24 protein-coding genes and 1 tRNA gene are annotated in these 25713 nt (G+C 63.4%); 8 read left to right on the forward strand and 17 right to left on the reverse strand.

Translation table 11 applies throughout. The features are described from left to right. Positions 1 to 157: 157 nt before the first annotated feature. The 5 genes from thrB to argS all read right to left on the reverse strand — a co-directional run bounded on the left by thrB (position 158) and on the right by argS (position 6681). Entirely contained in the window at positions 158 to 1090 is a 933-nt protein-coding gene (gene thrB, locus AC1Z36_RS13990; RefSeq protein ID WP_483561366.1) for a homoserine kinase, read from the reverse strand. Between the two features lie 130 nt (positions 1091 to 1220). After that, on the reverse strand, positions 1221 to 2321 hold the full coding sequence (gene thrC / locus AC1Z36_RS13995) for a threonine synthase (RefSeq protein ID WP_105658402.1): 1101 nt from the start codon (positions 2319 to 2321) through the stop codon (positions 1221 to 1223). A 1-nt stretch (position 2322) separates the two neighbouring features. After that, entirely contained in the window at positions 2323 to 3609 is a 1287-nt protein-coding gene (locus AC1Z36_RS14000; RefSeq protein ID WP_105662581.1) for a homoserine dehydrogenase, read from the reverse strand. After that, positions 3610 to 5031 carry a diaminopimelate decarboxylase gene (lysA, locus tag AC1Z36_RS14005; protein WP_105662580.1) on the reverse strand — a complete coding sequence of 474 codons (1422 nt, stop codon included), beginning with the start codon at positions 5029 to 5031 and terminating at the stop codon, positions 3610 to 3612. Between the two features lie 6 nt (positions 5032 to 5037). Further along, positions 5038 to 6681 (reverse strand): arginine--tRNA ligase, encoded by a 1644-nt coding sequence (gene argS, locus AC1Z36_RS14010; protein ID WP_105662579.1) that lies wholly within the window; start codon positions 6679 to 6681, stop codon positions 5038 to 5040. A 166-nt stretch (positions 6682 to 6847) separates the two neighbouring features. On the opposite strand from argS, the gene AC1Z36_RS14015 reads away from it, so the two are divergent. The 4 genes from AC1Z36_RS14015 to AC1Z36_RS14030 all read left to right on the forward strand — a co-directional run bounded on the left by AC1Z36_RS14015 (position 6848) and on the right by AC1Z36_RS14030 (position 9652). Next, positions 6848 to 6923 (forward strand) — tRNA-Arg (locus AC1Z36_RS14015). Between the two features lie 181 nt (positions 6924 to 7104). Continuing rightward, the gene (locus tag AC1Z36_RS14020; protein ID WP_133834472.1) at positions 7105 to 7941 is read left to right on the forward strand and encodes an SDR family NAD(P)-dependent oxidoreductase; all 837 of its coding nucleotides are present in this window, start codon (positions 7105 to 7107) and stop codon (positions 7939 to 7941) included. A 276-nt stretch (positions 7942 to 8217) separates the two neighbouring features. Continuing rightward, positions 8218 to 8700 (forward strand): hypothetical protein, encoded by a 483-nt coding sequence (locus tag AC1Z36_RS14025; protein WP_133834473.1) that lies wholly within the window; start codon positions 8218 to 8220, stop codon positions 8698 to 8700. Between the two features lie 826 nt (positions 8701 to 9526). Continuing rightward, entirely contained in the window at positions 9527 to 9652 is a 126-nt protein-coding gene (locus AC1Z36_RS14030; protein WP_286134315.1) for a hypothetical protein, read from the forward strand. A gap of 261 nt (positions 9653 to 9913) precedes the next feature. On the opposite strand, the gene AC1Z36_RS14035 is transcribed toward AC1Z36_RS14030, so the two are convergent. From AC1Z36_RS14035 to AC1Z36_RS14045, 3 genes are all read right to left on the reverse strand, one after another. Next, positions 9914 to 10705 (reverse strand): ABC transporter ATP-binding protein, encoded by a 792-nt coding sequence (locus AC1Z36_RS14035; protein WP_133834474.1) that lies wholly within the window; start codon positions 10703 to 10705, stop codon positions 9914 to 9916. Further along, on the reverse strand, positions 10698 to 11615 hold the full coding sequence (locus AC1Z36_RS14040) for an ABC transporter permease (RefSeq protein WP_133834475.1): 918 nt from the start codon (positions 11613 to 11615) through the stop codon (positions 10698 to 10700). Before AC1Z36_RS14040 ends, AC1Z36_RS14035 begins: the two co-directional genes overlap by 8 nt. Positions 11616 to 11714: 99 nt before the next feature. Then, positions 11715 to 12710 carry an ABC transporter substrate-binding protein gene (locus AC1Z36_RS14045; RefSeq protein ID WP_105658395.1) on the reverse strand — a complete coding sequence of 332 codons (996 nt, stop codon included), beginning with the start codon at positions 12708 to 12710 and terminating at the stop codon, positions 11715 to 11717. Between the two features lie 398 nt (positions 12711 to 13108). Between AC1Z36_RS14045 and hrpA the strand changes: the two genes are divergently transcribed. Further along, a complete protein-coding gene (hrpA, locus tag AC1Z36_RS14050) occupies positions 13109 to 17068 on the forward strand; it encodes an ATP-dependent RNA helicase HrpA (RefSeq protein WP_483561367.1) in 3960 nt (1319 codons plus the stop codon). Here hrpA and AC1Z36_RS14055 read toward each other — a convergent pair. Both AC1Z36_RS14055 and AC1Z36_RS14060 read right to left on the reverse strand, forming a co-directional pair. Next, the gene (locus AC1Z36_RS14055) at positions 17063 to 17386 is read right to left on the reverse strand and encodes a branched-chain amino acid transporter permease (RefSeq protein ID WP_105658393.1); all 324 of its coding nucleotides are present in this window, start codon (positions 17384 to 17386) and stop codon (positions 17063 to 17065) included. The genes hrpA and AC1Z36_RS14055 overlap by 6 nt on opposite strands. Further along, complete coding sequence (locus tag AC1Z36_RS14060; protein ID WP_105658392.1) at positions 17376 to 18152, reverse strand: AzlC family ABC transporter permease; 777 nt, start codon at positions 18150 to 18152, stop codon at positions 17376 to 17378. Before AC1Z36_RS14060 ends, AC1Z36_RS14055 begins: the two co-directional genes overlap by 11 nt. Positions 18153 to 18233: 81 nt before the next feature. Between AC1Z36_RS14060 and AC1Z36_RS14065 the strand changes: the two genes are divergently transcribed. Continuing rightward, complete coding sequence (locus AC1Z36_RS14065) at positions 18234 to 18668, forward strand: Lrp/AsnC family transcriptional regulator (protein WP_105658391.1); 435 nt, start codon at positions 18234 to 18236, stop codon at positions 18666 to 18668. Here AC1Z36_RS14065 and AC1Z36_RS14070 read toward each other — a convergent pair. From AC1Z36_RS14070 to AC1Z36_RS14085, 4 genes are read right to left on the reverse strand one after another with little or no spacing between them, the layout of a single operon-like run. Beyond that, complete coding sequence (locus tag AC1Z36_RS14070; protein ID WP_105662574.1) at positions 18665 to 19045, reverse strand: hypothetical protein; 381 nt, start codon at positions 19043 to 19045, stop codon at positions 18665 to 18667. The genes AC1Z36_RS14065 and AC1Z36_RS14070 overlap by 4 nt on opposite strands. 3 nt (positions 19046 to 19048) lie before the next feature. Further along, positions 19049 to 19477 carry an HIT family protein gene (locus tag AC1Z36_RS14075; protein ID WP_105662573.1) on the reverse strand — a complete coding sequence of 143 codons (429 nt, stop codon included), beginning with the start codon at positions 19475 to 19477 and terminating at the stop codon, positions 19049 to 19051. A gap of 29 nt (positions 19478 to 19506) precedes the next feature. Continuing rightward, positions 19507 to 20343, reverse strand: a complete 837-nt coding sequence (locus AC1Z36_RS14080) for a sulfurtransferase (protein ID WP_402697264.1) — start codon at positions 20341 to 20343, stop codon at positions 19507 to 19509. Continuing rightward, on the reverse strand, positions 20340 to 21044 hold the full coding sequence (locus AC1Z36_RS14085; protein ID WP_133834478.1) for an MBL fold metallo-hydrolase: 705 nt from the start codon (positions 21042 to 21044) through the stop codon (positions 20340 to 20342). The genes AC1Z36_RS14080 and AC1Z36_RS14085 overlap by 4 nt, the downstream gene beginning before the upstream one ends. A 152-nt stretch (positions 21045 to 21196) precedes the next feature. Here AC1Z36_RS14085 and AC1Z36_RS14090 point away from each other — a divergent pair, with 152 nt between their 5' ends. Together AC1Z36_RS14090 and AC1Z36_RS14095 are read left to right on the forward strand one after the other, a co-directional pair. Further along, complete coding sequence (locus AC1Z36_RS14090) at positions 21197 to 21622, forward strand: Fur family transcriptional regulator (protein WP_105658386.1); 426 nt, start codon at positions 21197 to 21199, stop codon at positions 21620 to 21622. 114 nt (positions 21623 to 21736) lie between these two features. Then, entirely contained in the window at positions 21737 to 23197 is a 1461-nt protein-coding gene (locus AC1Z36_RS14095; protein WP_483561368.1) for an HNH endonuclease, read from the forward strand. A 45-nt stretch (positions 23198 to 23242) separates the two neighbouring features. Here the strand turns inward: AC1Z36_RS14095 and AC1Z36_RS14100 are convergent, their stop codons facing one another. The 3 genes from AC1Z36_RS14100 to AC1Z36_RS14110 form a co-directional block, all read right to left on the reverse strand. Then, a complete protein-coding gene (locus tag AC1Z36_RS14100; protein WP_105658384.1) occupies positions 23243 to 23872 on the reverse strand; it encodes a maleylpyruvate isomerase family mycothiol-dependent enzyme in 630 nt (209 codons plus the stop codon). A 78-nt stretch (positions 23873 to 23950) separates the two neighbouring features. Then, complete coding sequence (locus AC1Z36_RS14105; protein WP_105658383.1) at positions 23951 to 24808, reverse strand: metal ABC transporter permease; 858 nt, start codon at positions 24806 to 24808, stop codon at positions 23951 to 23953. A gap of 9 nt (positions 24809 to 24817) precedes the next feature. Then, positions 24818 to 25651 carry a metal ABC transporter ATP-binding protein gene (locus AC1Z36_RS14110; RefSeq protein ID WP_105662569.1) on the reverse strand — a complete coding sequence of 278 codons (834 nt, stop codon included), beginning with the start codon at positions 25649 to 25651 and terminating at the stop codon, positions 24818 to 24820. Between the last annotated feature and the right edge of the window lie 62 nt (positions 25652 to 25713).

The following is a 25713-nucleotide window of genomic DNA, read 5'->3' on the forward strand; positions in this document are numbered from 1 at the left end:
ACCTGAATGCGGGATATCAAAGTTGCTGCGAACTGCAGGAAGATCCGGGACGGCTGGACGGATGAAATGGGGTTCGAGAACCGAATTTATCCGCATCAACACTGGCCACAAAGGATTCGGACCGGGCTACTGCCCAGCTATCCGGCCTGCCATGGTGTTACAGCACTTCTACTGTAACACCGTTGGCGGCCAGCTTGGGAACTTCAGCACGCCAAGTCACTGGAGATCCTGCAGAGAATTCATCGATGGCCGCTTGCACGGCAGCGACCTGTTCATCGCTGGCCACCAGGGTCAACACGGTCGGTCCGGCACCGGAAACCACTGCGGCCAGGCCTGCACCGCGCAGCTTGGCAATCAGCGCCGCGCTTTCGGGCATGGCCGCGGCGCGATAGTCCTGGTGCAGGTAGTCCTTGGTGCCGCCCAGCAGCTGGCGCGGATCGTTGCTCAGCGCATGGATCAGCAGCGCGGCGCTCGCGCTGTTCGCCGCGGCTACCGCGTGGTCGACCTGTGCAGGCAGCGCGCCGCGCGCGACCTCGGTGGACAAGCCGTTGGACGGGATCGCCAGCACTGCGCGCAGGTCCGGGTGCAGGGGCACCTGCACCGAGCTGAAGCTGCCGGCGGCATCGGTGGCAGAGATGCTCAGCCCGCCAAAGACCGCCGGAGCCACATTGTCCGGGTGCCCTTCCCACGCTGCAGCCGACTGGAAGATCCGCTCGGTCCCGCCACGAGCTGGGGCTGGAAGCAGCGCATCGGCGGCGGCGTAGGCCGCGACAATCGCCGCGGCCGAGGATCCCATGCCGCGCGCGTGCGGGATGTTGTTATGCGCCACCAGCTGGACGCCTACCGGTTCAAAACCGGCGTCTTTCCAGTAGCGGTGCATTTCCTTGATGATCAGATGCGACTCATCGCGTGGCAGCTCCTGCGCCCCATCGCCGAAAATCTCGACACTGCTGGACTGCACGGTGCGCACTTCGAGGCGGTCGCGGTATTCCAGGGCCAGGCCCAGCGAGTCGAAGCCAGGACCGAGGTTGGCTGAGGTGGCCGGCGGGGAAACGATCAACTTCTGGCCCAGGGCGATCTGCTGCGTCATGGTTCCTTCAAGAATTCGGTGCGATAGGTATCAGGTGCGCAACGGCCCGCCGCGATTGGCTCCCCCGGTCCGGGAGAGCCAATGACGCGGCGGGCCGTCGTGCTGCCGGCGGCTGGCCGGCGAAAAGCTGCTAGGCCAGGCCCAGCGCGCCGGCGACCTCGACCACGTCGAAGGCCACCTTCTTCGGCGCAACTTCCGAGCCGTCGGCCTGCTTCAGGGCCCAGTCCGGGTCCTTCAGGCCGTGGCCGGTCACGGTGATCACGATCTTCTTGCCGGTCGGCGCAGTGCCGGCGGCGTGGTGCTTGAGCAGGCCGGCGACGCCGGCTGCCGAAGCTGGCTCCACGAAGACGCCTTCGCGGCTGGAGAGCCAGCGGTGGGCTTCGAGGATCTGCTCGTCGGTGACCGAGTCGATCTGCCCGCCGGACTCGTCGCGGGCGGCTTCGGCCTGTTCCCAGGATGCCGGATTGCCGATGCGGATGGCGGTGGCGATGGTATCCGGTTCGGTGATCGGGTGGCCGGCCACGATCGGGGCGGCCCCGGCGGCCTGGAAGCCCCACATGACCGGGTTCTTGGTGGACACCGGCTGCAGTTCCTTGCCGGCTTCGTTGGTCCACTTGGAGGAATACTCCTTGTAGCCCTTCCAGTACGCGGTGATGTTGCCCGCGTTGCCTACCGGCAGCAGGTGGTAATCCGGGGCGTCGCCCAGGAAGTCGACGACCTCGAAGGCGCCGGTCTTCTGGCCCTGGATGCGGGCCGGGTTCACCGAATTCACCAGGAACACCGGGTAGTTCTCGCTGAGCTTGCGCGCCACTTCCAGGCAGTTATCGAAGTTGCCGTCGATCTGGATGATGTCCGCACCGTGGGCGATCGCCTGGGACATCTTGCCCATGGAGATCTTGCCATCGGGCACCAGCACCGCGCACTTCAGCCCGGCCTGGGTAGCGTAGGCGGCGGCCGAAGCGGAGGTGTTGCCGGTGGAGGCGCACACCACGGCCTTGGCGCCGGCAGCCACCGCGGCGGTCATCGCCATGGTCATGCCGCGGTCCTTGAAGGAACCGGTCGGGTTCATGCCCTCGACCTTCAGGTACACCTCGTTGCCGGTCTGCGCCGACAGCGCCGGGGCGTAGACCAGCGGGGTGCCGCCCTCGCCCAGGGTGATGACCTTGGTGTTTTCGTCTACTGGCAGGCGATCGGCATATTCGCGGATCACTCCGCGCCACTGGTGAGCCACGTTAGTTTCCTTCAACTCGCATAACGGATAGAACAGAGTGCACCGCGTCCAGCGCGGTCAGCGCCTCGACGGTGCTGGCCAGGGCCGCTTCGGTGCCCTGGTGGGTCAGGATGCGCAGCTGCGCGCCGGCTTCGGCATCCACCTGCTGGCTCATCGACTCGATGGAGACCCCGTGCTCGCCGAAGACGGTGGCGATGGCGGCCAGCACGCCGGACTGGTCCTTGACCGACAGGCCAATCCAGTAGCGGGTGTCGATGGCCTCGAAGTCCAGCATCCGTGGCGCCTGGTTAACCGAGCCGTTGGGCAGCGGGGCTCCGGCAGCGATCTGGCGGGCCACGGCAACGACGTCGCCCATGACCGCCGACGCGGTCGGGTTGCCACCGGCTCCAGCCCCGTAGAACATCAGGTCGCCGGCGTTCTGCGCTTCGACGAACACGGCGTTGAACGCGCCATGCACGGTAGCCAGCGGGTGGCTGCGGCGCACCAGCGCCGGGTAGACGCGCACCGAAATCCCGGCTTCGGCCTGCTCGGCGATGGCCAGCAGCTTGATCACGTAGCCGGCGGCGGCCGCGGCCGCGACATCGGCGGCGCTGACTTCGGTGATGCCCTGGGTCCAGACCTGGTCCGAGGACACGGTGGTGTGGAAGGCCAGCGAAGCCAGGATCGCGGCCTTCGCGGCGGCATCGTGCCCGCCCACGTCGGCGGTTGGATCGGCTTCCGCATAGCCCAGCGCCTGGGCTTCGGCCAGCACGTCGTCGAACGCGGCACCGGTGGTGTCCATTGCGTCGAGGATGAAGTTGGTGGTGCCATTGACGATGCCCATCACCTTGGTGATGTGGTCTCCGGCCAGCGAGTCAGCAATCGGGCGCAGGATCGGGATGGCCCCGGCCACCGCGGCCTCGTAGCGCAGCTGGGCGCCGTTGCCGGCAGCGATCGCGTTCAGCTCGGCGCCCTTGAGCGCAATCAGCGCCTTGTTGCCGGTGATGACGCTGGCACCCTTGGCAAGGGCGGCGGCGATGTATTCGCCGGCCGGCTCCATGCCGCCGAGCAGTTCGATGACCACATCGGCCTGGGCGATCAGCCCGTGGGCGTCGGTGGTGAAAAGCTCCTGGGGCAGCACTGCATCGCGCTTGGCATCCGGGTTGCGCACGGCAATGCCGATCAGCTGCAGGCCGGCGCCCGAGCGGGCCGCCAGTTCGTTTGCATCTTCCAGCAGGATCCGGGCCACCTGGGCTCCGACCGTGCCGCAACCCAGCAGGGCTACCTTCAGGTTCTTTTCGCCGCTCAATTAAACTCCCATGTCACGGGCCAACAAGTCTGTTTCCGTTTCCCTGCGCACGATCAGACGGGCTTGGCCATCGCGTACCGCTACCACCGCGGGGCGGGTGAGGTAGTTGTAGTTGCTCGACAGCGCCCAGCAGTAGGCGCCGGTGGCCGGAACGGCGATCAAATCGCCGGCCGCCACGTCATCGGGCAGGTAAACGTCCTTCACGACTATGTCACCTGACTCGCAATGTTTCCCAACTACACGAGAAATAATTGCGTCGTTTTGCGTCATACGGCTAGCCAGCACGGCGGTATATTGCGCGTCGTAGAGCACCGGGCGCGGGTTGTCGCTCATCCCGCCGTCCACCGAAAGGTAGCGGCGCGGGTGCAGCGCCCCTGAGCCGTCTTCCACCTGGACGTCCTTGCGCACACCGGCCTCGTAGAGGGTGAAGGTGCTCGGGCCGGCGATGGCGCGGCCCGGCTCGATGGAAATGCGCGGGCATTCCAGCTCGAGTTCGGCGCAGGTCGCCGAGACCACTTCGGCCATCTGCCCGGCCAGCTTGGCCGGGGTGGAGGGGTGGTCCTCGGAGGTGTAGGCAATGCCGTAGCCGCCGCCCAGATCCAGCTCGGGCAGGGACACACCATGGATCGAGCGGATCTTGGCCAGCAGGCCGAGCATGGTGCGGGCGACCATTGCGAAGCCTTCGGCCTCGAAGATCTGCGAACCGATGTGGGCGTGCAGGCCCAGCAGGTTGATGTTCTGCGCCTCGATCGCCTGGGCGACCGCACGCAGCGCAGGAGAAGTGCCGGAGGCATCGTCCAGGATGGACAGCCCGAACTTCTGGTCCTCGTGCGCGGTGGCAATGGCCTCATGGGTGGAGGCGTGCACGCCGGGGGTAATGCGCAGCATGACCTGCGCGCTCTGGCCCATGGCGTCAGCGATCGAAATCACCCGGTCCAGCTCGTCCAGCGAGTCGATGACCAGGCGCCCGACGCCCATTTCGATGGCGCGGGTGATCTCAGCAGCCGACTTGTTGTTCCCGTGCAGCGAGAGGTTGGCAGCGGGCACCTTGGCGGCGTTGGCCACGGCCAGTTCGCCCCCCGAGCAGGTATCCAGGCGCAGGCCTTCGTCGGTCACCCAGCGGGCCACCTCGGTGCACAAGAATGCCTTGCCGGCGTAGTAGACGTCGACTCCCCCGCACAGCTGCCTGAACGCGTCGTCGAAGGCGGTCTTGAAACCCCGGGCGCGGGCGCGGAAGTCGTTCTCGTCGAGCACGAACAGCGGGGTGCCGAACTCGGCGGCCAGCTGGGAGACGGGAAGGCCCTGGATGGACAGTTCGCCGCCAGCCTCGCGGGAAACCCCCGAAGCCCACTCGATCTGTCGAAGTGCGTTGATGTTTTCCGGGAATTGCAGCCATTGCGGGGCTAGCGGCGATACGGCCATAAGGTCTTACATCCTCTCTGGGGCGGAAACGCCCAGCAGTTCCAATCCATTTGCCAAAACGGTGGTGGCGGCGTCGTTCAGCCACAGCCGGGTGCCGTGCACCGGCGCGACCGCTTCGCCTTCGCCCACCGGGGTGATGCGGGTTGCGGCGTACCACGAGTGGTAGGCGCCGGCGACCTGCTCCAGGTAACGGGCAATGCGGTGCGGTTCGCGGAATTCCGCGGCACCGGCAACCACCGACGGGAACTGGCCGAGCACGGCCAGCAGCTCGTTTTCGGTCGGGTCGGTCAGCAGCGCGGCATCGAAGCCGTCACGGGTCACGCCCTTGGCGGCGGCATTGCGGGCCGCGGCGCACGAACGGGCATGGGCGTACTGGACGTAGAACACCGGGTTGTCATTGGTGTTCTTCTTCAGCTGCTCGGGGTCCAGCGCGATCGGCGAATCAGCCGGGAATCGGGCCAGCGAGTAGCGCAGCGCGTCGGCGCCGATCCAGTTGATCAAATCGCGCAGCTCGATGATGTTGCCCGCGCGCTTGGACAGCTTGGCTCCGTTGACAGAGATCAGCTGGCCGATCAGCACCTCGATGTTCTTGTCCTTGTCATCTCCCGCGCAGGCGGCGATCGCCTTCAGGCGGTTGACGTAGCCGTGGTGGTCGGCGCCCAGCAGGTAGATCTTCTCTTCGAAGCCTCGGTCCTTCTTGGACAGGTAGTAGGCGGCATCCGCGGCGAAGTAGGTCGGCTCGCCGTTGGCGCGGATCAGCACGCGGTCCTTGTCATCGCCGAAGTCGGTGGTGCGCAGCCAAACCGCGCCCTCCAGATCGAAGATGTGGCCCTGCTCGCGCAGGCGGGCCACGGCGTCAGCCACCGCACCGCCCTCATGCAAGGTGGTTTCGGAGAAGAACACGTCGAAGCTGACGCCGAAGTCGGCCAGGGTGGACTTGATGTCTTCGAGCTGCGCCTTGTAGGCGGCGTCGCGCAGGGCAGGAATGGCTTCTGCTTCGTCCAGCTCGCGCAGCTGCGGGGCTTCGGCCAGGACGGCGTCGCCCAGTTCCTTGATGTATTCACCCGGGTAGCCGCCCTCTGGCACTGGCAGGCCGTGGATGCGGTTGTACACCGAACGGGCGAAGACGTTCATCTGGTTGCCGGCATCGTTAATGTAGTACTCGCTGGTCACCGAAGCGCCCGAAGCGCGCAGCACGCGGGAGATGGCATCTCCCAGCGCGGCCCAGCGGGTGTGGCCGATGTGCAGCGGGCCGGTGGGGTTCGCGGAAACGAATTCCATGTTGACCACGTGGCCGGCCAGGGCCTCGTTGCTGCCGTAGGCGGAACCAGCCTCGACGATGGTGCGGGCCAGCTCGCCGGCAGCGCCGGCTTCGAGGGTGATGTTCAGGAAGCCGGGACCTGCGATGTCCACGGCGCCGACTCCTGGGACCGAAGCAAGTCGGGTGGCCAGGATCTGGGCGAAGTCGCGCGGGGCCATGCCGGCCTTCTTGCCCAGCTGCAGCGCGATGTTGGTCGCCCAGTCGCCGTGTTCACGGCTTTTCGGGCGGTCCACGCGTACGGTCTCTGGCACCTCGACGGAGATTTCGCCGGCGGCTACGGCTTCGGTGAGGCATGCGGATATTGCTGCGGAGAGTTCTTCAGGAGTCACCGTTCAAGAATACCGGCAATTGCCGTGCTTCTTCAGCATTCATGACTTGCATCGCCTGTGAGACTGGCCCAACCCGGTGACTTTTGCAACACATGCGTGCCAAGGTGCTGGAATTGCGCAGATCAAGTGACGACCTGATAGTATTTTTCCTGTTGCCCAGCAACACGCCTCTGTAGCTCAGTGGATAGAGCGTCTGCCTCCGGAGCAGAAGGCCGAAGGTTCGATTCCTTTCAGGGGCACCACCTAAATTGCAGGTCCTGGTTACCAGGGCCTGCTTTTTTTCGCTCTTCTTCTCACGCCGCAGCTCGCGCGAGGCCGCGAACAATCTCCTGTCAGCATTTTCTGGCAGCTTCCCCGTCGCCACAACCTTTAGCTTCGGCTAGGCCCTAAACTCGGATAAACCAACTAGCGCATAAGGGCACCATGAAAAAAACCATTCTCATTACCGGAGCCAGCGACGGGATCGGGGCCGCATCGGCCCGAGAACTGTCACGACAGGGGCACCAGATTGTCGTTGTCGGTCGGTCGCAAACCAAAACCCAGGCCATCGCCCATGAGCTAGGCGCCAGCTATTTCGTGGCAGACTTCAGCCAGCTCGCACAGGTACGCGGCCTGGCCACGCAGTTGCTCCAGAAGTATCCCCGAATTGATGTGCTGGCTAATAATGCCGGCGGGATCAAGGCAGAGCGCGAACTGACCGTGGATGGATTCGAAAAGACTTTCCAAGTCAATCACCTCGCGCCCTTCCTGCTCACGAATCTGTTGTTGCAACGACTAATCGATTCGGGTGCCACGGTCATTCAGACCGCCAGCATGGCTGCGCGTCTCATGGCCAAATTCGACATTGCGGACCTACAGGGCGAAAACAGCTACTCACCGAGGGCCGCCTACGGCAATGCAAAGTTGGCGAACATTCTGTTCACCTCGGAATTACAGCGGCGCTTTGGCGGTTCCGGGATTAACGCCGTGGCGTTCCACCCCGGGATCGTTGGCACCAGTTTCGCCTCGGACTCCAAGGGGTTATTGAAGTTCCTTTACCACGGTCCGCTTAGGCGCTTCTTCACGGTCGACTCGAGCAAGGGTGCCGACCAGCTCGTCTGGCTTGCGGAGGCGAAGCCTGGCGTGCAATTCGAACCGGGCGCCTACTACGAGTCGGGAAAGATCGCATCGAAGGTCAACCCGCTGATCCATGATGAGGTACTAGCGAAGCAACTCTGGGACCGCTCGGCGACCTTGCTTCAAATCCAGAACTGCACATAGGGGATCTCGGAGTCGACCCGACCGGCCTATTCGGGAACTACTGCCGGCATGGACCGGGCTCGTCACCAATCCGAGATGGCGATACCCGCATCAAATTGCCCGCGGCCGCTAACTGCCCACCGCTTGATGGAAAGAGCGATACTCCATCCACTCGACACTGAATTCGCATCGCTGCCATTCAAGAGTTCCTCGGCAAACTACCCGAGCGAAAACGCGGGAAATCGAAGTACTCTCATGAACTCTTGATTTTATCCCGCTAAAAGATAATCTTGACACATGACGAAACGCCTCTTTGGAATCATTTCACTTGCTTCTGTGATTGCTTTGGCACTGTCTTCATGCAGCCCTTCGACTTCCCCTGAGACAGCGCTTGGAGAGATTCCTTCGTCAGATACGTCGGCCAGCACCTCGGAATCGCCAGATCCCCTAAAGAAGCATGCCGAATTCCTCGCCCAGAGCGAAGACTCCTTCCAGATTCTCAATGAAACTCATTCCGTGGGCTCGACCACTCTGCGCCTCGGGGATCTTCCCGGAGGATTTGATTCAGTTGGCTTCATAATTTCATGTGATGCAACGTCCCCTTGGGAGATTATCCTGCTAGGTGGATCAAAAACCGGTGCGAGTGGTTGCGATTCGAATTCAGAAATATATACGAGCCTTTCTACCCCGGCACATCAAATCAACACCAATGAGGTACAGCTCGAATTCAAAGAGCCGGTGGGAGTCTGGGTCACTGTTTATGCCACGAATGAAGAATAGACAGGCGTTTCCGATTCTTCATTTGGACACTAGGCGAAAAGCCTAAAGACATCGCGCGGCAGCTGACTGTCCGCGCTAATGATTCGGCGAAAGCCTAACCGGCATTGCCGAGAGGGAACCAAAGCTCCACTTAGAGCAATAGCCGGGGAAATTTCGCTTTGTATCGCGCTTACGAGATACCCGGATGCCAAGAATCCTGAATCACTAGAATTGCAAAGCTTAGGGATCAACCGTGGATGACTGGGATGCCGGATGCTCGGGCGCAGCAGGATACAGTTCCTCCGGTAGCCCTATAGTGAATCCTTCCTCACGGATACTATGGCCACCGACCCACAGTGAGTGCCGAGCATACTGGCTACCATCAGTCAGGTGAATGGATACTGCGCTTCCAAACTGCTCTCCAACCACGACCGACACATTTTCAGGTGTAATGCCGTGGTTCTCTAGAATCTGCCGAGTCTGGCTGACCATCTGGTCATCCAGGTTTCCTCCTGGAAATGGCGAAGTAACCCGGCAAACTCCAGTGCGATCGCCAGCATACGCAGCAACTACCAATTCCGTGCCCGCCTGCTCTAACGAGCTGACGGGTTTGCGGCCGTCGCAGGTTTCATCGGAGTATTTCCCAGTCAAAGAGCAACCCGACAGCAATCCAGTGATGAGAGCCAGACCGACGACTCCTGTCGCTGCAGCTATGTACGCGCTACGGGTTCTCAATAGTCCACCATTCGTTTCGCAGAAGGTGTTAATCCTAGGCAGGTTTATAGCAATGCATCTTTAACTGCATGAATATTTCTCAAATTCATATTGAGTATCGAAGATCAGCTGCATGAGTAAACCCATTAATGCCACCTACGATGCCAGAGCTGCGGCCGCGCATGTCGCGCTCTCTCATGAGCTAGCAGTTGAAACGGCAGAAATCGAGTCTTCTAGCATGCCGTACCTCGTGAACTAGGATCTTGACAGCGCAGGCAGGCCGACAGGTGTAGAACTGATCCATCCTGCTGGTCACTGCCCCAGCCATGTCCAGTCTGCTGATCGCCAGCAATGCATGTGCCGAGGCGCTCTATCGCCGTTGCGGGTACCAATGGACAGGACAGCAAGTCATCGACCGGAGCTCAGGACGCGTCGAGCACCGCCTTCGCAAACCGCTGCCTTAAACCCGACAGGCCCCGCACCCATCGGGTGCGGAGCCTGCGCAGATGCTGGCCAGCGGCTACTGCAGCATGGTCTTGTCATCGAGCTGTGCGCCCTTGATCTTGCTGAATTCCTCCAGCAGGCCCTTGACGGTCATCTTGGACTTCTCTTCCTGGTCCAGGTCCAGGATGATCTGCCCATCGTGCATCATGATCAGCCGGGTGCCCAGCTGCAAGGCCTGTTCCATATTGTGCGTCACCATCAACGTGGTCAGCTGGTGGCGTTCGACAATTTCCTTGGTCAGGCGCGAGACCAGCGCGGCACGCTGCGGATCCAGGGCCGCGGTGTGCTCATCGAGCAGCAGGATCTTGGGCTTGGAGAAGGTGGCCATCAGCAAGCTCAGCGCCTGGCGCTGGCCGCCCGAGAGCAGGCCCACCTTGGTCTTCAAGCGGCCTTCCAAACCGAGTTCCAGGCTCTTGAGTTCCTCGACGAACAGCTCGCGCCGCTTGGAGCCTACGCCCAGGCCCAGGCCGCGGAAACGGCCGCGGGCGTAGGCCAGCGCCATGTTCTCCTCGATGGACATGGTCGGCGCAGTGCCGGCCATCGGGTCCTGGAATACCCGGCCGATGTACTTGGCGCGGGTGTAGTCGGCCATCCTGGTGACGTTCTTCCCCGCGATGGACACCGAACCGGCATCGGGCTGCAGCTTGCCTGCAACCATATTCAGCACGGTGGACTTGCCGGCGCCGTTGGAGCCGATGACGGTGACGAATTCACCGTCGGACAGGTTCAGGTTGATGTTGCGCAGCGCCTTGCGCTCGTTGACAGTTCCCGGGAAGAACGTGCGCGACAGGTTCTTGATTTCAAGCATTGGTGCGAACCTCTTCCTTGGTTTCAACTTCTGCTGGGGTGCGCTTGAAGTTCTTGATGATCTTCTGGAAGCCCTTCCACTTCGGCAGCAGCAGGGCGACGACGACGAGGACCGCGGAGATCAGCTTCATGTCGTTGACCTCCAGGCCTGCCGACAGGGCCATCTGGATCACCAGGCGGTAGATCACTGCGCCGAAGACCACCGCGATGGCGGCCAGCCAGATGTAGCGCTGGGTGAAGATCGCCTGGCCGACGATGACCGAGGCCAGGCCGATCAGGATCAGGCCGATGCCCATGCCGATATCGGCGAAGCCCTGGTACTGGGCGATGACCGCTCCGGACAGCGCCACCAGGCCGTTGGACAGCGCCAGGCCCAGGATCTTCTGGTTGTCGGTGCTCACGCCGAAGGAACGGATCATTTCCTGGTTGTCGCCGGTGGCCCGCATGGCCATGCCCAGCTCGGTGTGCAGGAACCAGACGATCGCTGCCACGAAGACCAGGCAGACGGCAAAGAGGATGGCCACCGACGCCCAGGAGCCGAGCAGGCCCGAGACGCGCATCGGGCTGATCAGGGTCTCCTCCCCCAGCAAGGGGGTGTTGGCCTTGCCCATGATGCGCAGGTTGATCGAGTACAGCGCGATCATGGTCAGGATGCCGGCGAGCAGGCCGTCGATCTTGCCCTTGGTATGCAGCAGGCCGGTAATGACACCGGCAACCATGCCGGCGAAGAAGGCCAGCACGGTGGCCAGCCAGGGATTCATCCCGTTCACGATGCCCACCGAGGCGACGGCGGCACCGGTGGTGAAGCTGCCGTCGACAGTCAGGTCGGGAAAGTCCAGGATACGGAAGGTCAGGTACACCCCGAGCGCCATGATGGCGTAAATCAGGCCGAGTTCAACCGCTGTGATCATGTGTGGATCCTTGAGTTGTAAGTTTTGCAGGTAATCACGACGAAAGGCGAGGCACCAGGTTATGCGCCTCGCCTTGCGTCGGTAAGTTGTTGCCGGGGCTTAGTAGACCTCTACGGCTTCGGACTTCATCTCGTCGGTGAATTCGATGCCTGCCTTCTTGGCGGCATCTTCATTCAGGTAGAGATCGACCTCGGAGATGGTCTCCACCGGCAGGGTTGCCGGCTCGGCCTCGCCCTTGAGCAGCTTCACGGCCATGGCAGCGGTCTGCGCGCCCAGCTTCTCGTAGTTGATGCCGTAGGTTGCGGTAGCGCCGCGCTTGACGGACTCGCCGTCAGCCGAAATGACCGGCACGCCGTTCTTCTCGGCAACCTGCAGCAGGCCTTCCAGGGCGGAAACGACAGCGTTGTCAGTCGGAACGTAGTACGCGTCGACATCCAGCGAGCTGGCGGCCTGCTGGACTTCGCTGGACGCCGAGACTGCGGCTTCTTCAATGGTCAGACCCAGGCCCTTGGCTGCTTCCTTGGCCATCTTCACCTGGACTGCGGAGTTGGCTTCACCCGAGGAGTAGACAATGCCGACCTTCTTGGCATCGGGCACCAGGTCCTTGAGCAACTGCAGCTGCTCGTCGACCGGGTTCATGTCCGACGTGCCGGTGACATTCGCGCCCGGAGCTTCATTGGAGGCGACCAGCTTGGCATCAACCGGGTCGGTCACAGCGGAGAAGAGCACCGGAACCTTGGTAATCGCCTGCGCCGCAGCCTGGGCCGATGGGGTAGCAATTGCCAGCACCAGGTCGATATCCGAATCAGCGGCGAGCTTGCCGGCAATCGAGGTGTTGGTAGCCTGATCGGTTTCGGCGTTGTTCTCGTCGTAGCTGATCTTCTCGCCGGTGTAGCCGGCTTCTTCCATGCCTGCCTTGAAGCCGGTGACCACTGCGTCCAGCGAAGGGTGCGAGACGAACTGGGAGATGCCGATCTTGACGGCCTCGTCGCCGCCCTCCGCGGTGCCCTGCTCGCCACTGCCGCCGCAGGCGGTCAGGGCCAGTGCGCCAGCTGCTGCGATGGCAGCGAATTTCATGGCGGTGAAGCTCTTCATTGAAGTTCCTTTCAAAGTTCCCTTGCGAGTGATTCCCACCGATAGCGCGGAAGCCTGGTTATGAAGCGCAACTGGTGCGCAGCATGCGGGAACCGTCCAGGCATCACATCGATGATTACCCCCGATCTTACATGTGAACGACCTCACCTTGCCTACAATCAAGGTCGATTCCTAGACGTTTGCATCTTGATACGGATTCTTGTGGACACAAATGCTCCGCCGGGAAGCAGAATCTGGAAGTTTTGTATTTACCGGCCCGAACTTGTCGACAATTGCTTGGACAATCTGAAAATTTGACTCATGGAGCAATGCGTCCGGGAGCACATTTCCTGCCCCGAATCGGGCTTCGGCCCGGCGGCCACCACGAAAATGCGTGGCGCGAATAGAATGGGAACATCATGGCGCTCAGCATTACGTATCCCGAAGCCCTTCCCGTTTCAGCCCGCCGCGAGGACATCCTCGCCGCGGTCCGCGAAAACCAGGTCGTGGTAATCGCCGGCGAAACCGGTTCGGGCAAGACCACCCAGCTTCCCAAGATGCTCATCGAGCTCGGCCTGGCCGAGAAGGGCATGATCGGGCACACCCAGCCGCGCCGCCTGGCCGCGCGCACCGTGGCCGAGCGCATCGCCGAGGAAATGGGCACCGAAATCGGCGAGGAAGTCGGCTTCCACGTGCGCTTCACCGGCGAGGTTTCGCGCAAGACCAAGCTGAAGGTGATGACCGACGGCATCCTGCTAGCCGAGATCAAGCGCGACAAGCTGCTCAAGAAATACTCGGCGATCATCATCGACGAGGCCCACGAGCGCAGCCTGAACATCGATTTCCTGCTGGGCTACCTCAAGCAGATCATGCCCAAGCGCCCCGAGCTGAAGATCATCATCACCTCCGCCACCATCGACCCGCAGCGCTTCGCCGAGCACTTCGGCAAGCCGCTGCCCGGCGGCGGCGTCGAGCCTGCCCCGATCCTGGAGGTTTCCGGGCGCACCTTCCCCGTCGAATTGCGCTACCGCCCGCTGCAGGCCGAGCTCGATGTCGACGCGGACGAGGCCGCGGAGAACACGCTGGAGGAAGAACGCGACCCACTGGATGCGGTCACCGACGCGGTCAAGGAACTGAGCGGCGAAGCGCCCGGGGACATCCTGATCTTCTTCTCCGGCGAGCGCGAAATCCGCGACGCGGCCGAAGCCTTGCGCGCCATGGTCACCGCCAATAAGCGCCTGCCGCGCTATGAGGTGCTCCCGCTGTTCGCCCGGCTGTCGCTGGCCGAGCAGCACCGGGTCTTCCACCCCGGTGGCGCCCCGCGCATCATCCTGGCCACCAACGTCGCCGAGACCTCGCTGACGGTGCCGGGCATCAAGTACGTGATCGATACCGGCACCGCCCGCATTTCGCGCTACTCGCACCGCACCAAGGTGCAGCGCCTGCCCATCGAGCGCGTCTCCCAGGCCAGCGCCAACCAGCGTTCGGGACGTTGCGGCCGCGTGTCGGAGGGCATCGCCATCCGCTTGTACTCGGAGCCCGACTACGAGGCGCGTCCCGAATTCACCGACCCGGAAATCCTGCGCACCAACCTGGCCAGCGTGATCCTGCAGATGATCTCCATGGGCGTGGTCGCTTCGGCCGCCGAGGTTGCCAGCTTCCCGTTCGTCCAGCCGCCCGAAGCCAAGGCCATCACCGATGGCGTGAGCCTGCTGCGCGAGCTCGGTGCGCTGGAGCAGGACAAGGCCGCGAAGCTGACCGAAACCGGCAGGGCGCTGGCGGTGCTGCCGCTGGATGTGCGCCTGGGCCGGATGATCGTCGAGTCCGCACAGCGCGGGGTCGCCAAGGAAGTGATGGTGCTGGCTGCCGGGCTGAGCATCCAGGACCCGCGCGAGCGTCCCAGCGAGGAGACCGGGCAGCGTGATCGTGCGGTGGAGCTGCATAAGCGCTTCGCCGATGACAAGTCCGACTTCATTGCATTGCTGAATTTGTGGGCCTACCTGCAGGAGCAGCAGAAGGACCTGTCCTCCTCCGCTTTCCGCCGGCTGTGCAAGAACGAGTTCATCAACTACCTGCGCGTGCGCGAGTGGCAGGACCTGTTCACCCAGCTGCGCCAGCTGGCCAAGCCGCTGGGCATCACCATGGCGGCCGCCCCGATCGACCCGGCGGCCAATGAGGACCAGGTGCACAAGTCGCTGCTGTCGGGCCTGCTGGGGCACATCGGGCTCTACGATGAGCGCAAGCGCGACTACCTGGGCGCGCGCGGCACCCGTTTTGCGATCTTCCCCGGCTCGGGCCTGTTCAAGAAGTCCCCGACCTGGGTGATGTCCGCCGAGCTGGTGGAAACCTCGCGGCTGTGGGCCCGCACCAACGCGGCCATCTCCCCCGAATGGGTGGAAGAGCTGGCTCCGCACCTGCTCAAGCGCACCCACTCCGAGCCGCACTGGTCCAAGCGCACCGGTTCGGTCATGGGCTACGAGAAGGTCACGCTTTTCGGCCTGCCGATCATCCCGCGCCGCCAGTTCCACTACTGGCGGGTGGATAAGGACCTGGCTCGCGAGCTGTTCATCCGCCACGCGCTGGTGGAGGGCGATTGGCGCACCCACCATAAGTTCTTCGCCAAGAACCGGGCGCTGCTCGAAGAAGTCGAAGAGCTCGAAACCCGCATGCGCCGCCATGACCTGCGCATTTCCGATGAAGACCTGTTCGCCTTCTACGATGCCCGGGTGGGCGCCGAGGTCTACTCGGAGCGCCACTTCGACCGCTGGTGGAAGAAGGCCCGCGCCACCGATCCCTCGCTGCTGGACTTCGACCCCGAGGCGCTGCTGGCCGAGTCCGATGCGGTTGACGAGGCCGCGTTCCCCACCACCTGGCAGCTGGGCAGCATCCACTTGCCGCTGTCCTACGAGTACAACCCGGCGGCCGCCCCAGGAGAAGGCGATGGCGTGTCGCTCACGGTCCCGGTGGTGTTCTTGAACCAGCTGGATCCCGCGCGCTTCGCCTGGCTGATTCCGGGGTTGCGCCACGAGCTGCTCACCGCGCTGATCCGTTCGATGCCCAAGGCCATCCGCAAGAACTTCGTGCCCGCCCCGGATGTGGCGGCCAAGGCGCTGGCCATGCTGGAGGCGGACTTCGATCCGGCGGCCGATGACCTGGCCGATTCCCTGGCGCTGGTGCTGCGCCGGCTGCGCGGCATGGTCGTCGAGCCTTCGGTGTTCGATTTCTCCACGCTGCCCGCGCACCTGCGCTTCGGCTTCACCGTCACCGATGCTTCGGGGAAGGCGCTGGGCAGCGGCGATGACCTGGCCGCCTTGCAGTACAAGTTCGCCGCGGCCAACCGCGCCGCGCTGGCCAGCGGGGTCAACTCCCCCGGTGTCGCCACCGGCAAGCCGGGGGTGCCTGGCAGGCCTGCGGCCGCGTCGAAGGCGCAGTCCAAGAAGAAGGGCGCCGCGGCCACCGCAGCGGCGGCCACCGGCGCCTGGGACCAGAAGTCGCTGGATCATTGGCCGCAGCTGGAATCATCAGGCGAAACCCTGGGCGATACGCTGCCTGCCAAGGTCACCACCACGGTGATGGGCCAGCAGATCACCGCCTATCCGGGGCTGATGGACACCGGCGAAAAGGTCGACCTGAGTGTTTTCCGCACCCAGGCCGAGCGCGATGCGGCGCACCGCACCGGTGTCATCCGGTTGCTGATGCTGCGCTTGCCGCCTGCCGGGAAGTTCGTGATTTCGCACCTGAAGAACGCTGAGAAGCTGGTGTTCACGCAGAACCCGCACGGGTCCATCGAGAAGCTGATTGCCGATTGCACCATGGCCGCGGTAGACCAGCTGGTGCCCGAGAAGCTACCGATGAACCGCGCCGAATTCGAGGCGCTGTTCGAGACGGTGCGCGCCGAGCAGATCGACACGGTCTTCACGATTACCGGGATCGTGGCGAAGGTCTTCGGCTCCTCGACCCGGATCAACAAGGATCTGAAGAGCACCAACTCCCTGGCGATGTTCGCGGCAGTCACCGATATCCGCTCCCAGCTCGAGCAGCTGATCTATCCGGGCTTCATCGCGGCCACCGGGGCAGCGAACCTGATGCGCCTGCCGCGCTATGTGCAGGGCATCGAGAAGCGCTTGGAGAAGCTGCGCGCAGGTGCGGTCACCCGTGATTCCCAGGCCCTGGTCGTGATCCAGAAGCTGGAAGACGAATACGATACCGCCCTGGATCGGGTTCCGCCCGGAGCCCGGGTGCCGGCGGACTTGGCCCAGGTGAAGTGGATGCTGGAGGAAATGCGCATTTCGCTGTTCGCCCAAGAGCTGGGCACCGCCTATTCGGTCAGCGAAAAGCGCATCCGCAAGGCGATCAAGGATTCGCTGGCGCAGCTATAGCGGCCAGCTGAGGATCCCAACGTAGACGGCGGTACCGCCCAGCACGCTGAGCACCGCATTGGACTTGAGCAGGTGCAGCACCACGGTGGCCGCCAGGGCGGTGGCCACCGGCCACGCCACGGCCGGATCCGCAATGCCGGCAGGCACCGTGGAAGCAACCAGCACCACCATGATTCCCAAGGGCATGCGCAGCGCCAGGTAGTTGATGAACGCGTTGCTGCGCAATTTGGCGATGAAGGCGAAGGGCAAGGCACGCAGCCCGAAGGTCACTGCGGTGCTCAACGCGATGGCCGAGAAGAGGTAGAGGCTATCGGGCATCGGCTGCTTCTCCCGCCTGCTGCCCGCCGGCCTGCTGAGCGGTGCCGGTGCGCCGTCGCAGCAGGTAGGCCGCCGCAAGTCCGGCCAGGAAAATCGCCATGGCTACCACCATCATGCTCTGCGGTGCGATCCAGCTGGCCGCCACGGCGCTGATCAGCGCCAGCATGGACAGCGGCACACTGCGGTAGGCCTTGAACGCTTCGATCGCCAGCACGGCAAACAATGCGGTCACCGCGAATTCCAGACCCCTGATGGATTCGGGGATCATTGCGCCCAGCAGCGATCCGCCCAGCACGCTGGTGGTCCAGCTTGCATGGAACAGGCTCTGGATGGCCAGGATCCGCGTCGAGGAATAGTCCTTCCGCTCGGCCTGCAGGGTCAGCGCATAGGCCTCATCGGTCAGCGCAAACATGCTGTAGAACTTCGCCCCCTGGCCCTTGACCCGGTGCAGCGGGAAAGAGATCGCATAGAATACGTGGCGGAAATTGACTACCAGCGTGGTCAGGGCGATATGGGACAGCGGCGCCACGGCGGCAAGCAGCCCGATCAAGAGGAATTCCAGGGAACCGGCGAACACCAGCCCGGCAAGCAAGGGAGCTGACCACCAGGGCAATCCCGAGCGCACCAGCAGCACGCCCAGGGCCAGGCCCAATGGCATGACCGCCAGACTGGCGGGAAGCACATTTTTCGCGCCCAGCCTGATCTGCTGCCATCGGCCCTCGTCGGACAAAGGCCGGGAACCTTTAATTGCCAGTTTTTCGCTCATGAAGCAATATTAGGAAATTCCAAGCCAAATATGGTTGCCAATTCTAGCCAACCGACGGGTTGGATCGGCAATAATAGATGCATGGATGATCTTGACCGCGCAATTATTGCCGAACTGGAAAATGACGGCCGCATCAGCAACCTCGAGCTCTCGCGCAGGGTGGGCCTGACCCCCGCTCCCTGCCTGCGCCGCGTCCAGCGCCTGGAGGCCGAGGGAATCATCCATGGCTACAAGGCGATCGTCAATCCCAAGGCCTATGGCAGGGGCTTCGAGGTTACCGTGGCCATTGACGTCGAAATGAACAACGAGCACAGCCTCGACGAATTCGAGAAGGCGGTGGACACCGTTGCCGGCGTCACCGAAATACGCCGCCTCTACGGCCAGCCCGACTACTTCCTGCGCATCCAGGTGGCCGATGCCGAGGCCTACGACCGGGACCTGATTCCCAAGCTGACCGCGCTGCCGGCGGTCCGCCGCGTCACCTCCCACATGACCATGCGCCGGGTGAAGGGCTAGGGCACTGCGGGCGTGGCGATCACCTGCACGTCATCTTCGTAGATGATGGTGCCCGGAGCACTGCTTTCCAGCTTCTCCCAGCCGATCCGGTGCGCGTCGAGCAACCGCAAATACGGCTCGACGCGCTCCAGCAGGTGCTGCGCGCTGCCCTTGAACCACGCCACGGCCCCGGGGTTGATCGCATGATCGTAGATTGCCCGATGGGTGCGGCTCGGGTTCGGATAGGCAGCGTCGTACCAGTCGTTGCCCGCACGCCAGATGGCGTGTTCGGCGGCGCTCAGCTTCCCGCCGTGGCCCAGGGAATTGGCCAGCGCGAAAATCCCCAGGTGCACGCCGCGGTGATTGGGCTCGGTGCCCTGGTAGCGGATGAATTGCACCGGCTAGGCCTCGGGCACGAATTCCCCGTGGCCATCTTCGCGCAGGCCCGCGCGAAGCGCTTGCGCGTTCTTGTCCATGGCCACCGGATCCGGGTTATCGGCCGCATTGGACAGGTCGAAGTCCGCCAGCGAGTTGGTCGGCCAGACATGCACATGCAGGTGCGGCACCTCGAATCCGGCGATCATCAGGCCCGCGCGCTGCGCGGAGAACACGCGCTTCTGGGTGCGCCCGATCTTGGCCGCGACCAGGGTCAGGTGCGCAACCAGCTCGTCGGAGGCATCGGTGAACTCGTCGATTTCCTCGCGCGGAACCACCAGTGCGTGCCCGTCGGAGAGCGGCCCGATGGACAAGAACGCCACGCAGGTTTCGTCCTCCCACACGAAGCGGCCCGGGATCTGCCCGTTGATGATCTTGGTGAACAGCGTACTCATTGCTGCCTTTCTTGCTCGATGGCTGAATTCTAGTGGCGGTGCTTCTCGTCGCTCGTAGCGACCGGCGCATCCGGGTAGGAGCAGTATTCGGACCAGCTGCCGGGGAAGAGCCCCAGCGGGATCCCGGCACTTGCCGCGGCCAATACCTGGTGCGCCGCGGTGATCCCCGAACCGCAGTAGGCGGCCGATCCCGGCCTGTGGGCACCCAGCGTCACGAAGCTGGAATGCAGCACCTCCGGCGCCCGGAAACGCATCTGCGCGTCGAGGTTGTCGGTGGTGGGACGGTTCAGCGCACCGGGAATATGCCCGGCCACCGGGTCGATGGGCTCCTCGATGCCCAGGTAGCGCGCGGTGGCCCGCGAGTCGATCAGGGTGCCGGGCAAGGTGTCCAGCTCCTCGTACTCCACCACCGGCATCCGGCCCCACGACAGCGAAACGCTGCCCTTGGCGGCCTGCTCGTAGCCCAGCGCCAGCTCTCCGCCGGCGTCCGTCCAGGCCTCGAGCCCGCCGTCGAGCACCTGCACGCGGTCGAATCCGGCATGGCGCAGCAGCCACCAGGCCCGGGCCGCGGCGAGGGCTCCGGAGTTGTCGTACGCCACCACGTGGCTCTGGGCGTTGATGCCCCAGCCGCGCGCGGCCTGCTCGAAGTCCGCCGGCAAAGGCAGCGGGTGGCGGCCGGTATGCTCGCCCGGCGCACCGGAAAGCTCTTTTTCCAGGTCAGCGAACACCGCGCCGGGGATATGCCCGGCAGCGTAGCTCTGCGCCCCGTCGTCGCGGCCCAGGACCCACCGCACATCGAGCAGCACCGGCTGGCCCCCGGCGTCCAGGATTTCGCGAAGCTGCGCGGCGCTTATCAAGGGGTTCATTCGTTGGTGCCTCCCAGCAACTCGTCGAGATGATGTTCGATTCCAGGTTCCAAGCGCACATAGCTGCATCCTGCCCGCTGGGCGATCGCGCCGAGCTGGCGATCGAAAAGCCCCAGTCCGTCGGCGTTGAGCAGCCCGTCGTGGATCGGCATCCAGCACTTCGCATCCACGGCCACCGCGAAGTCGGCAGCCTCGGCCATCTTGCCCCACGGGGCCATCACCGGCAGCAGCAGCACATCCGGCTGCGCCCCCACCGGCACCTGGTAGCTGTCGCCCGGGTGGAAGACCTCCAGCTGGCCTACCGCGCGGTCCCCCAGGAGGTAGCCCACGTTGGCAACCACTGCAATGGAATGGTGGATGGTGGCGTGGGTGCCTCCGAAAGTCCGTACGCGAATGCCGCCGACAATGAAGTCGGCCCCGGCTCGCACCGTCACCACCTGGGATTGGGCCGCTGGCGGCAGCTGGTCGCGCATCGCCTGCGCCAGCGCGGCCGGCGCGTAGAGCTCCAGGATGGAATTCGCCTCCAGCGCGGCGGCAATGGCCGGCTGGTCGGCATGGTCAGCATGCTCATGGGTGACCAGCACGGCATTGATGCCGTCGAACGCGTCGTCAAGCTGCGAAAATCCGCCCGGATCCAGCAAGACCTTGCCGTCGATCGTGCTCGCTTCCAAGCAGGAATGGCCCCTAAGTTTGATGCGCATATCCTTAGCGTAGGCTCAGCGCCCCGCCCATGCCAGAGCCAGACACGCATTGCAACGCAAAGTTGGCTAAAATTGAGGGAAACCGCAGGTGATTGGCCCAGTTCGCTGGCTCATCGCCGGTCCGCAACAAACTCAAGGAATGGTGCACGTCGATGTCCCAGCCAGAAACCCGGGTCACCAAGCAGCGCCTGGCCGTCACCGAGGCACTGGGCGAGGTCGATGATTTCGCCACCGCCCAGCAGCTGCATCGTTGGCTGCAGGATTCGGAGAAAAAGGTTTCGCTGGCCACCGTGTACCGCCTGCTGCAGTCCATGGCCGACGATGGCCTGGTCGATGTGCTGCGCAGCGGAGATGGCGAAGCCCGCTTCCGCCAGTGCGTCACCGAGGTCCACCACCATCACCTGGTCTGCCGCGTTTGCTCCAAAACCGTCGAGGTACTTGCCCCTTCCGTCGAGCGCTGGGCCGCTCGGGTTGCCGCGGAGCACGACTTCTCCGATCCCGAGCACACCGTGGAAATCTACGGCCTCTGCGCCGACTGCCGTGCCAAAGCCAAGGCTGGCGCCCCCGCTGCCTCGTAGCCCTTTCCGCTGCCTGGACCTGGGTCCAGCGGACTGTTCAGCGCCCCAAGAATTCGGTAATCCCCAGCTGAATTATTCGAAGACATATTCGAACAATGGGCGTATACTAGTACTATGCTCGAAGCAAAGGCGCACGGAAACAGCCTAGCCCGCCCAGCAGATCAGCCGGATTTCGAATCCCACCTGATCCAGCTGCAGAACGACCTGTCATGGTTCCATGACCACGGCGGCAAGGCCGCGTGCGCCCGGGTTATCGAGTCCGTCGAAGGACTGGTCTCATCCTTGCGCTATCAGCAAGCCGGCCTGGCTCACCAGTTGGAGAAGGAAATCCTGCGCGAGAATGAAGAGCGCGGCACCAACATCGATGACCAGGTCCGCGGAGCGGCCAGCCGCGTCGCCATCGCCCGCAAGCAGACTCAACGAGGCTCCAGGAACTACCTGGCCAATTGCCGCATCCTCTTCGAGGACACCCCGAATATCGCTGCCGCATTCTCCCGTGGTGAATTCACCGAAGCGCAGATCAATGCAATGCTCACCCCGCTGCAGGAAGTCCGGCCATTGCGCCGCACCGAGTTCGATGCGATCTACGGGCAGAATCCAGACATGTTCGAATCCATGGGCCCCAAGCGCATCAAGGAGACGGTCACCAGCTTCACGATCAAGTACGCATCGGACCGGGAAGACAAGAAGCTGAAGGAAGCCAACCAGCAACGCTACGTTCGCTTCCGCACCGATCGGGAAGCAGGGTGCGTCTTCCTCCAGGCCCGTCTGCCTATCGTTGGCGGAACCGGATTGCAGATGACGCTGCGAAACCAGTCATGCAGGATCAAGCGCAAGGGCGATGCCCGCACCCGCACCCAGATCCAGGCCGATCTGCTGGCCCGCTACATGTTCTTCGATGAAAACAATGAGCAGAAGATCAACGTCCAGCTCGGACTGGTCATGACCGATAGAGCGCTGTTCATGGGTGATCGCGAACCGGCCTACTTGGAAGGCTACGGCTTCATCCCCGCGCAGACTGCGCGGGAACTCATTGGCGGCCACCAGATTCCCAACGAGCTGACCTTCGCGGAAATGGAAGCCGAACTCGCCCCCGAGAATATTGAGCGGATCGAAGTGATGACGGAGATAACTCGTCTCTACACCGCTCCCGGGGACCAGGAACTGATCGCGATGGATTCCAAAGCCCGGATCTTCCCGGATAAGCTCAAGAGGTTCATCGGGATTCGCGATCGGCATTGCCGAACGCCCTTCTGCGACGGGCTGGTCGAAGAAACAGACCACGTGCTCCAGTATGCACGTGGCGGCAAGACGACCGTGGCCAATGCTTCGGGCCGTTGCGCGACCTGCAACAAGGCAAAGCAGGCCGACGGCTGGTACGAGTACACCGCTTTCCGCGATCGGCACTCGATGATGATCTGTCCGGGCTCGGCGATGTCCTATCGATCCACTGCGCCACCGGCAACTGGATTCATGCACAAGCCATTCCCGCAACTAATGCGCGACTCGAAATGGTTCGCTGATTTCAAGGAACGGCTCACCAGGCCCGACGGACCAGGAACTACTGAAACCTAGGCAGCGGCGCGCGTTCTGCCGCGCGGCCCCTCCCTATTCTGCAATTTACCGCACGAGGGCCAGCCCCGGACCCGTCAGGCCCACAGCGTGCTTGCCTCGGCCTGAAACCAGCATCAGCAGTTCAAGGCGCGGTCCTGCGATCTGCGGGCCGATGCCCAGCCGGAAGTCTTCGTCTTCGCTGCACAGCTGGACCCTGCTCGCTAATTCCTTGGCACCCCCGACACCCTGCGGGGTCGCTGCCTGGTATTTGATTGCTGGCTCCAGGGATTCTGCAGGATAGTCCCGTTTCAGGCCCACGGCACGACGGATGTCTTCCCCATGGGCGATTTCCTCCACCAACCTGCTGGCAAGCGGAACCGGTGGAGTGGCCCGCAAAGCCGCGACCTCGACGAGCCTGCGCAATGTCCCATCGGGAGTCGCGGCCTTCTCGGCGGCCACGCCATTGTCGTTCTGGCGGTCCAAGCTGAATCCGGCCTTGGCCATCCCGGCAAGCAGGCGGAAGAAAGTCGCACGCGCGTTATCTGCCAAATGAGCAGCCACGTCATGGACGCTCCACCCATCGCACAGGGAGGGAACTTCCCACTGATCCGGATCCAAAGTTCCCAGATCGTCGATCAGGGCCAGGCGTTCGGCATGCACCAATGGCCAGATCTCACTGGCTGGAATTTTGCTCATGCTCCAGCTTGGAGGTTCGGCTGCTTGCTAGTCAACCGGGCCCGGAACCAGCGGGGGCGCGCAGGCCGAATGCAGCTCCTAGACTTGGTGGCGGCGAGGGGAACGCACCGCTTCGATTCCGCGGCAGACCACATAGATCACGAACGAAATCGTGGTCACATATGGACTGATCGGCAAGGAACCAGCCAGGGCAAGAAGGATGCCGCCCACGACAGCCAGTTCCGCGAACACGATGGAGAGCACGACGGTGATGACCGGATTGGAGCTCACGCGCATGGCGGCTGCGGCGGGCGTGATCAGCAGCGCCAGCACCAGCAAGGCACCGACCACTTGAATCGTCACCGCTACAGCCAGCGCCAGGATCATCATGAAGACGATGGACAGGCCAGCAGTGCGCACGCCCCGGGCATTGGCAACCACCGGGTCCACCGAAGCGAAGGTCAGCGGACGCCAAATAACCAGCAGCGCGATCACTACCACCGCCGAAAGGACCAGCATTCCTGTCAATTGCACGTCATCCACGGCCACGATCTGGCCGGTCAGCAGGCCAAACTTATTGGCGCTTCGCCCTTCATACAGCGACAGGAACAAGATGCCCAGGCCAAGGCCGAAAGGCATCAGCACGCCGGTGATGGAATTCCGGTCCCTCGCCCGGGTTCCGAGAATGCCAAGGATCAGCGCCGCGATCATGGACCCGAACACCGAGCCAGTCACCACGTCGGCGCCGATGAGCAAGGCGAAGGCCGCCCCCGCAAAGGACAGCTCAGCGATGCCGTGCACGGCGAAAGCCATGTCCCGCATCATGATGAAGATGCCGATCAGACCGCCAACCACGCCCAGGACTGCACCGGCAATCAGGGAATTGGTCACCAGCGGAAGCAGCAGTCCGTAATCCTGGAAGTTGAACGCCTTCTCGATGAGATCCGAAAAGTCCATGTCCTGCTCCTACTTTCCGGTCTCTAGATCGATTTCTTCAACGTGGTCGTGCCCATCGGCCGGCAATGCCCGATTGCCATCGCCCGAGACCACCACGATGCGGCCATTGACCCGCAGCACCTCGACCGGAGCACCGTAAAGTTCGGTGAGCACCGCAGACTGCATGACTTCATCCACGCTGCCCAGATGGAAGCGACCTTCGGCCAGGTACAAGACGCGGTCGACATAGGGCAGGATCGGGTTTATCTCGTGCGTCACGAAGACTACCGCGCTGCCGCGCTCTGCGGCCTGGCGGTGAATCACTTCGCTGATCGCCTGCTGGTGATTGAGGTCCAGGGAGAGCAGCGGCTCGTCGCATAGCAGGACCCGGGGATCGCTGGCCAAAGCCTGCGCTGCGCGCAGGCGCTGCTGCTCGCCTCCGGAAAGGTCGGACACCGCACGGTTGGCGTAGGCGGTAGCGCCGACCAGTTCCAGCAGTTCGTCGACCTTGTTGCGCACGGCCCTGCGGGCCACGCGAATCCCGGGCCGGGTTCCATCCAGTCCCAGTGCGACCAGGTCGCGAGCGCGCAGGGGAACGTTGTCCCCGAAGGGGCGCTGCTGCGGGATCAACCCCACGGCAGCCGACCCCCGGCGCACGGCCTCCCCGGCGATCGAGACCCTGCCTCGATTGAGCGCGGTGGTGCCGAGCATCGTGTTGATGAAGCTGGTCTTGCCCGAGCCGTTGGGCCCTAGAACTGCAAGGAACTCCCCCGCCGCTATGGATAGGTTGAGTTCATCCCAGAGCACGCGGGAGCCATAGGCAAGGCGCGCGTCTTCAAACCTGACGATGGGGGTCTCTGTCATTGACTGCTTTCTGGATTGCGCTGGCTGAGGATGGGCCGGCAACGAAAAACTGCGGCACCCGC

The sequence above is a fragment of the Glutamicibacter sp. BS14 genome, assembly GCF_056934375.1.